Here is a 10,121-nt window from a genome sequence, read left to right as displayed (position 1 = left end):
TGGTGGACCCAGGAGGATTCGAACCTCCGACCGCTCGGTTCGTAGCCGAGTACTCTATCCAGCTGAGCTATGAGTCCACTTGGTGTTTTTAGACCAGATCACCGCTGGTTTCTTTGCCAGCCCGGTCTTAAACCAGACTTACCAAATAATGGCGGAGAAGGGGGGATTCGAACCCCCGACACCCTTTTGAGGTGTACTCCCTTAGCAGGGGAGCGCCTTCGGCCACTCGGCCACCTCTCCGCAACACGGGGCGCATAATACTCATATTTCCCCCGCTTGCAAACCAAAATTTCGAGAAAAATTAGTGGTTTGGTTCTTCGCCCTTCTCTTTCTGGATGCGCTGGTAAATCTCTTCACGGTGTACGGCTACTTCCTTAGGCGCATTGACGCCAATCCGCACCTGATTACCTTTAACGCCCAACACGGTGACAGTGACTTCGTCACCCACCATCAGGGTCTCTCCGACCCGACGAGTCAGAATCAGCATTCCTTTCTCCTTACGGATTCAATTACGGACAACACGTCTGCAAGCAGTTGAAAAGCACCGGCCAAGATCGATACGAAATTGCCGATACCCAGCTATTGACCAGCGTAGACGGACGGAAAGTTCCGCCAACGCTAACCAAAAGTGCAAAAGGCGCGGAAGAACCGCACCTTTTACAGGATGCCTCAGTCGCCCTGACGGGCTGGTGCATCCAGCTCGAACGCAGTGTGCAGGGCACGCACGGCCAATTCCAGATATTTCTCTTCGATGACCACCGAGACCTTGATCTCCGAGGTAGAGATCATCTGAATATTGATGTTCTCCTTGGCCAGCGCTTCGAACATGCGACTGGCTACACCGGCGTGAGAGCGCATACCAACGCCGACAATGGATACCTTGGCGATGTTCACGTCACCTACCACCTCACGAGCCCCCAGATCGCGCGCAGTGGCCTCAAGCACCTGCTGGGCAGCCGGATAGTCGTTGCGGTGCACGGTGAAGGTAAAATCGGTGGTGTTATCGTGCGCGACGTTCTGCACGATCATGTCCACTTCGATATTGGCGGAGCTGATCGGGCCAAGAATCTTGAAAGCAACGCCCGGCAGATCAGGTACGCCACGGATGGTCAGCTTGGCTTCGTCGCGGTTGAAGGCGATGCCGGAGATGATCGGCTGTTCCATGGATTCCTCTTCATCAATGGTAATGAGGGTGCCCGGCCCCTCTTGAAAGCTGTGCAGGACGCGCAGCGGGACGTTGTACTTGCCGGCGAATTCCACCGAGCGAATTTGCAATACTTTGGAACCCAGACTGGCCATTTCCAGCATCTCTTCGAAGGTAATCTTCTCCAGACGCTGGGCTTTAGGAACGACCCGCGGATCGGTGGTGTAAACACCATCGACATCGGTGTAGATCTGGCACTCATCGGCCTTCAGGGCCGCTGCCAACGCCACGCCAGTGGTGTCGGAGCCACCACGCCCGAGGGTCGTGATATTGCCCTGCTCGTCGACACCCTGGAAGCCGGCAACCACCACCACACGACCAGCCTTGAGGTCAGCGCGGATGTTGGCGTCGTCGATGCTCAGGATGCGCGCCTTGGTATGCGAGCTGTCGGTCAGGATGCGCACCTGGCTACCGGTGTAAGAAACAGCCGGCACACCAAGCCTGATCAGCGCCATAGCCAACAGCGCAATGGTCACCTGCTCGCCGGTGGACACCATCACGTCGAGCTCGCGCGCCACCGGCTGACCATCACTGATCTGCTTGGCCAGATCGATAAGGCGATTGGTCTCGCCGCTCATGGCGGACAACACGACGACGATGTCGTCACCCCTTTCGCGGAATTTCTTCACCTTCTCGGCGACCTGCGCGATTCGCTCGATGGTGCCGACGGAAGTACCGCCGAATTTCTGTACGATCAAAGCCATTTCAAAGCTGCCTCAGCCCGTGAAGGGCGCCCATTAAACAGACAACACCGCACACCACCACTCTGCTCACCGGGCATGGCAAGCAGCGTGGTCACGCTTGAGTTACGAGCCTTAGAGGCCCTGTTCGACGAACGGGCCGATCAGCGCCAGGGCGCCATCCAGTGCAGCCGCATCGACTCCACCGCCCTGCGCCATGTCCGGCCGACCACCGCCTTTGCCGCCAACTGCAGCGGCGGCCTGTTTCATCAAGTCGCCGGCCTTCAGCTTGCCAGTCAGATCCTGGGTCACGCCGGCCACCAGCACGACCTTATCGTCCTGCACGCCGCCGAGCAGGATCACCGCACTGCCGAGCTTGTTCTTCAATTGATCGACCAGCGCCAGCAGGCCCTTGCCATCCAGGCCGTCGATGCGCGCACTGAGCGTCTTGACACCCTTGATGTCCACGGCGGAACCGGCCAGATCGCTGCCAGCCGCACTGGCGGCCTTGGCCTTGAGCTGATCCAGCTCTTTCTCCAGTTGGCGATTGCGATCGAGTACGGCAGCAAGCTTGTCGAGCAGATTGTCGCGACTGCCCTTGACCAGCGCTGCGGCCTCTTTCAATTGCTCTTCCGCGCCATTCAGGTAGGCGAACGCCGCAGCGCCCGTGACCGCTTCGATGCGGCGCACACCGGCAGCAACACCGCCTTCGCTGAGGATCTTGAACACACCGATATCACCGGTACGGTTGGCGTGGATGCCGCCACACAGTTCGACGGAGAAACCGTCGCCCATGGTCAGCACGCGCACGTTGTCGCCGTACTTCTCACCGAACAGCGCCATGGCGCCTTTGGCCTTGGCTCTTTCGATATCCATCTCTTCGGTCTGTACCGGCGTATTGCGGCGCACTTCGCGGTTGACGATCTCTTCCAGCTCCTTGAGCTGTTCCGGCTTGATCGCCTCGAAGTGACTGAAGTCGAAGCGCAGGCGCTGGCTGTCCACCAGCGAGCCTTTCTGCTGCACGTGCTCGCCGAGCACCTGGCGCAGCGCAGCATGCAGCAGGTGAGTCGCCGAGTGATTGAGCCCGGTTGCAGTACGCACCGAGGCATCCACTTCGGCGTTGATCGAGGCACCAACGCTCAGGCTGCCCTTGCTGACCACACCGTGGTGCAACCATGCGCCGCCGACCTTGGTGGTGTCACGCACGTCGAAACGCACGCCAGGGCCCTCGAGGAAGCCACAGTCGCCGATCTGACCACCGGATTCAGCGTAGAACGGCGTCTGGTCGAGGACTACGACGCCCTCCTCGCCTTCGCTCAGGGTGTCGACGGATTGACCGTCGCGCAGCAGCACAAGCAGTTCACCGCTGGCGACAGTAGCGTTGTAACCGAGGAAACGGGTGTCGCTGTCGACCTTGACCAGGTTGTTGTAGTCCACACCGAAGGCGCTGGCGGAACGGGCACGTACACGCTGGGCGTCCATCTCGCGCTCGAAGCCGGCCTCGTCGAGAGTCAACTCGCGCTCACGGGCGATATCACCAGTCAGATCCATCGGGAAACCGTAGGTGTCATACAGCTTGAAGATCACCTCACCAGGAATCACCGTGCCGCTCAGTTCGGCGAGATCCTGCTCGAGGATCTTCAAGCCCTGCTCCAGGGTCTTGGCGAACTGCTCTTCTTCGGTCTTCAGCACGCGCTCGATGTGCGCCTGCTGCTGTTTCAATTCAGGGAAGGCTTCGCCCATCTCGCTGGCCAGCGCCGCGACGATCTTGTGGAAGAAGCTGCCCTTGGCGCCCAGCTTGTTGCCGTGACGGCAAGCGCGACGCACGATACGGCGCAGCACGTAGCCACGGCCTTCGTTGGACGGAGTGATGCCGTCAGCGATCAGGAAGCTGCAGGAGCGAATATGGTCGGCCACCACTTTCAGCGACGCGTCGCCGTTGTTGGCGCAGCCGATGGCCTGGGCGCTGGCGTTAAGCAGGCTCTGGAACAGGTCAATCTCGTAGTTCGAGTTGACGTGCTGCAGCACCGCGCTGACGCGCTCCAGGCCCATGCCGGTGTCCACGCTCGGCGCCGGCAGCGGGTGCAGAACACCGTCAGCGGTGCGGTTGAACTGCATGAACACGTTGTTCCAGATTTCGATATAACGGTCGCCGTCCTCTTCCGCGGAGCCGGGTGGGCCGCCCCAGATGTGATCGCCGTGGTCAAAGAAGATCTCGGTGCACGGGCCGCACGGGCCGGTGTCGCCCATGGTCCAGAAGTTGTCGGAGGCATACGGCGCGCCCTTGTTGTCGCCAATGCGGATCATCCGCTCGGCCGGCACACCGACTTCCTTGTTCCAGATGTCGTAAGCCTCGTCATCGGTGGCATAGACCGTAACCCAGAGCTTTTCCTTGGGCAGGTTCAGCCACTTTTCGCCGGTGAGGAACTCCCAGGCGAAGTGGATGGCATCACGCTTGAAATAGTCGCCAAAGCTGAAGTTGCCGAGCATTTCGAAGAAGGTGTGGTGACGCGCGGTATAGCCGACGTTTTCCAAATCGTTGTGTTTGCCGCCCGCGCGCACACACTTCTGGCTGCTCGCAGCGCGTGTGTAGGCGCGCTTTTCCAGGCCCAGGAAGCAGTCCTTGAACTGGTTCATGCCGGCGTTGGTGAACAGCAACGTTGGATCGTTGTTCGGAATCAGGGAGCTGGAAGCGACACGGGTGTGCCCCTTCTCTTCGAAGAAGCTCAGGAAAGCTTCACGGATTTCTGCGCTTTTCATTGGCATTTTCCAGGAAAACAGGCGGCCACGGCGAAGCCGGCAAAAGCCCGCATTATATCGGGCTTGTCCGTGGCGGCTAGGGCATAGCCTGAATTATTTGCCAACCGCTCAATAACCGGAAATCACTGACCTGCAACGATGACCGGGAATCAGAGTGGCTCACCTGGTGCAACTCACGACCATCGTTCTGCCAGCAGGAAAGCCTGACTAGCAACTGAGTGGCTCAGCGCCGAAAAGTGGCAAAAGCCTCGATCACCTGGCCAATGGCATCAGCACTGACATCCATATGCGTGACCATACGCAAACGTGGCGCGGCGCTTAAGCGGATACCTCGCTCAGCACAGAAGGCTTTCAGCGTATCGGCACGCTCACCGAGCTGCACGTAGACCATATTGGTCTGCACCGGCTCGACGGAGTAGCCCAGCTCACGCAGGCCAGCGGCCAGGCAGTCGGCGTTGGCGTGATCCTCGACCAGGCGCTCGACCTGGTGATCCAGCGCATACTGACCGGCAGCGGCCAACACGCCCGCCTGACGCATACCGCCACCGACCATCTTGCGCAGGCGCCGAGCCTTGGCGATCAGCGCCTCGCTACCACACAGCACGGAACCCACCGGCGCGCCCAGGCCCTTAGACAGGCACACAGAGACTGAATCGAAATACTGGGTGATTTCACCCGCCTCGACACCCAGTTTGACGGCAGCATTGAACAGCCGCGCGCCATCGAGGTGTAGCGCCAATCCTTTGTTGCGCGTGAAGGCGCGGGCGTCTGCCAAATACTCCAGGGGCAGCACCTTGCCCTGCATGGTGTTTTCCAACGCCAGCAAGCGGGTGCGGGCGAAATGAAAGTCGTCCTGCTTGATCGCCGCTTCGACGCGCGCCAGATCCAGAGAACCGTCCAGCTCCATGTCCAGTGGCTGGGGCTGGATCGAGCCGAGGACGGCGGCGCCACCGCCTTCGTACTTATAGGTATGTGCTTGCTGGCCGACGATGTATTCGTCGCCGCGCTCGCAGTGGGCCATCAAACCGAGCAGGTTGCTCATGGTGCCGGTCGGCACGAACAGCGCAGCAGCAAAGCCGAGTTGCTGCGCAAGGCGCTGTTCCAGGCGGTTGACGGTTGGATCTTCGCCGTACACGTCATCGCCCAGCTCAGCGGACAGCATTGCGTCACGCATGCCGGCGGTAGGTTGGGTGACGGTGTCGCTACGCAGATCGATGATGGGCATATGCACTCCTGTGCGAGCAGATAAACGAAAAATAGAATGCGCCGCCCTTATGGGGGATCACGCCAACAGCGAGGCGTCGGCCGGAACAATCAGGATGCCGGCGCGCTGGCCGTTATGCACTTTGGGGTTGGGGAAAATGATTCGTGCGCCCTGCTCCTCCACGACCCAGCGGCTGCTGGCCAAGTCCTCGGCCAACAGGTAACCGGGCGCCAGTTCGGTGAAGTTTTCCACATCTGTTGGAAGATGCAGGGTAAAGGCATCGCTGTGCTTGATCACCTCGCGAGCGAAGGAGAACAGTTGCAGACGCTCAATTGCCGCCTCCTCGACCGCCGGCTCGCGCCCCTCGATGAGGGCTTGCAAGCGCAGTTCCAGACGATCCAGGTTGACCAGCTCATTGTGGCCGAACGGCCGGGCCTTGCCCAATTCCAGAGTGAAGGCCTCGGCACCCAACTGAGCGTAGGTGTAAGCACTGAAGGTGGTTGATGGGCGACTCTGCAGGAGCACCGCGTCGATACCCGCCGCCTGCAGCCGTGCGCATTCACGTCGAGATTGGCGACGCCCTTCAGCCCAGGGATAAAGGGCGAACTGTTCGATGCGCGAAGCGCGGATAGCAGTATGCAGGTCGTAATGCAGGCGAGTGCGCGCAGCATCAGCAAAGAACGATGCCGCCAGATGCTCCAACTCGCAGGCGCGCATCGCCTCGCCACCGCTACTGAGCTCGTGCCGGCCGCTGAACAACCGGTTGATATCCTGCTCAACGAAGCGAACGCCACGGCGCATCGCTGCGGGATTGCCGAACAGCAGCAACAGGCGTGCCCGCGGCTGCAGTTCATTGCGAGCAATACTGCACAGCAGGCGGTCGAGTAGTTCGATAGGGGCTGTTTCATTGCCATGGATACCCGCCGAGAGCAGTAGATCCATGCCATTGTCGCGACCGCAGGCCGGGGTGATTTCAAGTGCACCCTCGGCCAGCCATCGCAGGCGCGTGCCCTCCGGCGCCAGCTGGATCTTCGAGGCGGGTTCATAACCGGCCAGGGTCAGTTCGAGCAGGTTACCGAGGGCAAGCATAGGGTTTCCTCAGTGATTGCAGTCTGGGCCGTGGACATGGTCATCATCAGCGTCGTCTGCAGCTGGCTCCATTTCAAGTTCCAGACTGACCAGATTGGTGGCCAGTGGACGTAGCAGCAGGTTGGCGTATTCAGTGTCACCCTCGGCGACGTCAACGCCGATCATCAGTTGGCCATTGCCGACCTGCTGGATCCACACTTCCTTGCCCTGCCAGAGCACGGCAAAACGGGTGCACGAGGTTTCCAGCTGGGTGCCGTCGCTATCTTCGAGAATCAGTTGCAGGGCGTCGCTCATAAGTACTCCAGGTTCAGTAACGGCTCGAAGTGCGAGCCTATTCAGTTCAATTGAAAGGGATAAACCGCGCCCAACTCAAGGATCTGGGTCAACTCATCCAGTGCGCTGCGGCATTCGGTCAGCAACTGTGGGTCGGCCAGATCACTTTCGCTCAGGCGATCCCGGTAATGATGATCGACCCACTTTAGCAGCCGCTCATAAAGCGCGGGCGTCATCATCACGCCTGGGTTCATCGCCGCCAGTTCCTCGGCGTTAAGGGCCACCCGCAAACGCAGACAGGCTGGACCACCACCATTCTGCATGCTCTGCTTCAGGTCGAATGCACGTACTTCAGCAATCGGCCCATTGCTGCCCAGCAGCGTTTGCAGGTAGGCCCAAACGCGCTGATTACCACGGCATTCTTCGGGCACCACCAACAACATACGACCATCTGCTCGGGTCAGCAGCTGGCTGTTGAATAGATAGGAACGTACCGCGTCTTCGACCCCCAACGCATGCCGCGGCACGCACACCGGCTGCAGCTGCCCGCCAAGCCGCGCCAACTTGTCGCCGAGCTCGCCAATGACCCGCGCACTATCGAGAAAGGCATCCTCGTGGTGAAACAACACTTGGCCGTTACCCACCGCAATCACATCATTGTGGAACACGCCCTGATCGACCACGGCGGGATTCTGCTGCACATACACCACAGCGCTATCGCTGAGGCCGTGCAGGCGTGCCACTGACTGCGACGCTTCCAGGGTCTGCCGTGCGGGATAGCGCTGGGGGGCCGGTAGGCGCAGGTCGAAAGCGCTACGGCCGAAGACGAAAAACTCCACGCCAGGCTCGCCATAGTCACGGCACAAACGGGTGTGGTTGGCGGCCCCTTCGTCTCCGAACTGGCTGACCGCAGGCAAGGCCGCGTGGTGGGCGAAATAGCGCTCGTCATTGAACATTGCTGCCAGCACGCGGCTGGTGGTCGGGTGCTCGATGGAGCGGTGAAACTTGCAGTTGAGGTTGGCCGCCGTGAAATGCACGCGACCATCAGCCGTGTCGGCACTGGGGCTGACCGTGGCGGCGTTGGCCGTCCACATGCTCGACGCCGAACAACTGGCGACCAGCAGCGGCATGGCTTCGCGCGCTGCCTTCTCGATGACCTGGGCGTCACTACCACTGAAACCGCAGCGCCGCAGCGCCTGCACATCGGGCCGTTCCTGAGGCGCCAGCACGGCCTGGGCAAAGCCCATGTCCATCAGTGCTTTCATTTTCGCCAAACCCTGGCGAGCGGCCTCACGCGGGCTGGAGGCTACTTGACCATTGTTCTGCGAAGCCACATTGCCGTAAGACAAACCGCCGTAGTTATGCGTCGGGCCCACCAAACCATCGATGTTCAGCTCACAAGCCGCAGCGACCTGGCGACTCATAGACTGACTCCCGGCGCCAGGCTATCCGGCAACACGAGCTGCTCGCTTTCCAGCGAAGCAACCGGATAGGCGCAGTAATCCGCCGCGTAATAAGCGCTCGGGCGATGATTGCCCGAGGCACCGATACCACCGAACGGTGCGCTACTGGCGGCGCCGGTCAGCGGTTTGTTCCAGTTGACGATGCCGGCACGGCTGCGCAGCCAGAAGTACTCATAGCGCTCGCGGGAATCAGACAGCAGCCCGGCGGCGAGACCGAAACGGGTGGCGTTGGCCTGCGCGATGGCCGAGTCGAAATCACCATAGCGAATCACTTGCAGCAGTGGCCCAAAGACCTCCTCGTCGAAGCGCGGCTGTACGGCCGTCACGTCGATGATCCCCGGTGTCAGCAACGCTGCGCCTTCGAGAGGCTGGCTCATATCCAGTAGCGGTCGTGCCCCCTTGTCGACCAACCGTGTCTGGATCTTGAGCAGATGCTGGGCGGCGTCCAGGGAAATCACCGCGCCCATGAAAGGCGCCGGTTGGGCGTTAAAGGCACCGACTTTGATGCTTGCCGCCACGCTCACCAGCCGCGCCAGTAAGGCATCGCCCCAGGTGCCTTCCGGCACCAGCAGGCGTCGCGCGCAGGTACAACGCTGCCCGGCTGAGAGGAAGGCGGATTGAATGATGCAGTACACGGCCGCGTCGATATCGGCGACCTGCTCGACGATCAGTGGGTTATTGCCACCCATTTCCAGGGCGAGGATGGTCTCCGGGCGGCCGCCGAACTGGGCGTGCAAGAGATTGCCCGTGCGGCTGGAACCGGTAAAAAACAGACCATCGATGCCAGGATTCGCCACCAGCGCGATACCAGTATCACGCGCGCCTTGCACCAGGTTCAGTACACCTGTCGGCAAGCCGGCCTCGATCCAGCACTTGAGCGTCAGCTCGGCCACCTTCGGCGTTTGCTCACTGGGTTTGAACACGACGGTGTTACCGGCGAGCAACGCTGGGACAATATGCCCATTGGGTAGATGACCCGGAAAATTGTACGGGCCAAATACCGCCACAACGCCATGGGGTTTATGCCGCAGCACCGTGCTGGCATCACCCTGCACGCCGTGTTTACTACCCGTGCGTTCGCCGTGACTCTGTACCGAGATGGCCACCTTATTGATCATGCTGGCGACTTCGGTAGCGGCTTCCCACAACGGCTTACCAGTCTCTTCGCCAATGGCGTGCGCGAGGTCACCCTGCCTGGCCTTGAGCACCGTGGCGAAACGCTCGAGCAGCGTGACTCGCTCACTCAATGGCACGGCAGCCCATGCAGGAAATGCATCGCGAGCTGCCTGCACGGCGGCCTCGACCTGCTCGGCATTAGCTTCGCGGCCCACCCAGAGCACCTGCTGGCTGACCGGGTCGAGGGATTCCAGGGTATTGCCCTGTCCTATCTGCCAGAGACCTGCAATGTAATGCGTGCTCATGGTCTATCACTCCAGGCTTCACGGTTC

Annotated in this window: 8 protein-coding genes and 2 tRNA genes; all 10 read right to left on the bottom strand. The window is 60.6% G+C overall.

Translation table 11 applies throughout. From position 1 onward, the window contains the following. The 10 genes from ACZ3GY_RS05020 to astD all read right to left on the bottom strand — a co-directional run bounded on the left by ACZ3GY_RS05020 (position 1) and on the right by astD (position 10,094). A tRNA-Arg gene (locus ACZ3GY_RS05020) sits at positions 1-77 on the bottom strand. Positions 78-149: 72 nt separating this feature from the next. Then, a tRNA-Ser gene (locus ACZ3GY_RS05015) sits at positions 150-240 on the bottom strand. Positions 241-301: 61 nt separating this feature from the next. Then, positions 302-487 carry a carbon storage regulator CsrA gene (gene csrA, locus ACZ3GY_RS05010; protein ID WP_013792214.1) on the bottom strand — a complete coding sequence of 62 codons (186 nt, stop codon included), beginning with the start codon at positions 485-487 and terminating at the stop codon, positions 302-304. A gap of 182 nt (positions 488-669) precedes the next feature. Then, positions 670-1,908, bottom strand: coding sequence for an aspartate kinase (locus ACZ3GY_RS05005; RefSeq protein ID WP_463564189.1), 1,239 nt, complete (start codon positions 1,906-1,908; stop codon positions 670-672). Between the two features lie 111 nt (positions 1,909-2,019). Then, positions 2,020-4,644 carry an alanine--tRNA ligase gene (gene alaS, locus ACZ3GY_RS05000; RefSeq protein ID WP_465909153.1) on the bottom strand — a complete coding sequence of 875 codons (2,625 nt, stop codon included), beginning with the start codon at positions 4,642-4,644 and terminating at the stop codon, positions 2,020-2,022. Between the two features lie 223 nt (positions 4,645-4,867). Then, entirely contained in the window at positions 4,868-5,869 is a 1,002-nt protein-coding gene (ltaE, locus tag ACZ3GY_RS04995) for a low-specificity L-threonine aldolase (RefSeq protein ID WP_463564188.1), read from the bottom strand. A 57-nt stretch (positions 5,870-5,926) separates the two neighbouring features. Next, a complete protein-coding gene (astE, locus tag ACZ3GY_RS04990; RefSeq protein ID WP_463564187.1) occupies positions 5,927-6,937 on the bottom strand; it encodes a succinylglutamate desuccinylase in 1,011 nt (336 codons plus the stop codon). A gap of 9 nt (positions 6,938-6,946) precedes the next feature. Continuing rightward, positions 6,947-7,231, bottom strand: a complete 285-nt coding sequence (locus tag ACZ3GY_RS04985; RefSeq protein WP_225830866.1) for a topoisomerase II — start codon at positions 7,229-7,231, stop codon at positions 6,947-6,949. Positions 7,232-7,272: 41 nt separating this feature from the next. After that, positions 7,273-8,634: an N-succinylarginine dihydrolase gene (gene astB, locus ACZ3GY_RS04980; RefSeq protein WP_465909152.1), complete on the bottom strand. Its 1,362-nt coding sequence runs from the start codon at positions 8,632-8,634 to the stop codon at positions 7,273-7,275. After that, on the bottom strand, positions 8,631-10,094 hold the full coding sequence (gene astD / locus ACZ3GY_RS04975; protein WP_465909151.1) for a succinylglutamate-semialdehyde dehydrogenase: 1,464 nt from the start codon (positions 10,092-10,094) through the stop codon (positions 8,631-8,633). Before astD ends, astB begins: the two co-directional genes overlap by 4 nt. Between the last annotated feature and the right edge of the window lie 27 nt (positions 10,095-10,121).

Source organism: Pseudomonas sp. PME37.24/006 (genome assembly GCF_055556635.1).
The sequence above is the reverse complement of the archived record's forward strand: the minus strand, read 5'-3'. Positions and strand labels throughout refer to the sequence as shown.

What these genes read in the sequence shown, in the direction of transcription:
- astB (WP_465909152.1), bottom strand. Translation starts at nt 8,634, where the DNA reads ATGAGTCGCCAGGTCGCTGCGGCTTGTGAGCTGAACATCGATGGTTTG.
- ltaE (WP_463564188.1), bottom strand. Translation starts at nt 5,869, where the DNA reads ATGCCCATCATCGATCTGCGTAGCGACACCGTCACCCAACCTACCGCC.
- astD (WP_465909151.1), bottom strand. Translation starts at nt 10,094, where the DNA reads ATGAGCACGCATTACATTGCAGGTCTCTGGCAGATAGGACAGGGCAAT.
- ACZ3GY_RS04985 (WP_225830866.1), bottom strand. Translation starts at nt 7,231, where the DNA reads ATGAGCGACGCCCTGCAACTGATTCTCGAAGATAGCGACGGCACCCAG.
- csrA (WP_013792214.1), bottom strand. Translation starts at nt 487, where the DNA reads ATGCTGATTCTGACTCGTCGGGTCGGAGAGACCCTGATGGTGGGTGAC.
- alaS (WP_465909153.1), bottom strand. Translation starts at nt 4,644, where the DNA reads ATGAAAAGCGCAGAAATCCGTGAAGCTTTCCTGAGCTTCTTCGAAGAG.
- ACZ3GY_RS05005 (WP_463564189.1), bottom strand. Translation starts at nt 1,908, where the DNA reads ATGGCTTTGATCGTACAGAAATTCGGCGGTACTTCCGTCGGCACCATC.
- astE (WP_463564187.1), bottom strand. Translation starts at nt 6,937, where the DNA reads ATGCTTGCCCTCGGTAACCTGCTCGAACTGACCCTGGCCGGTTATGAA.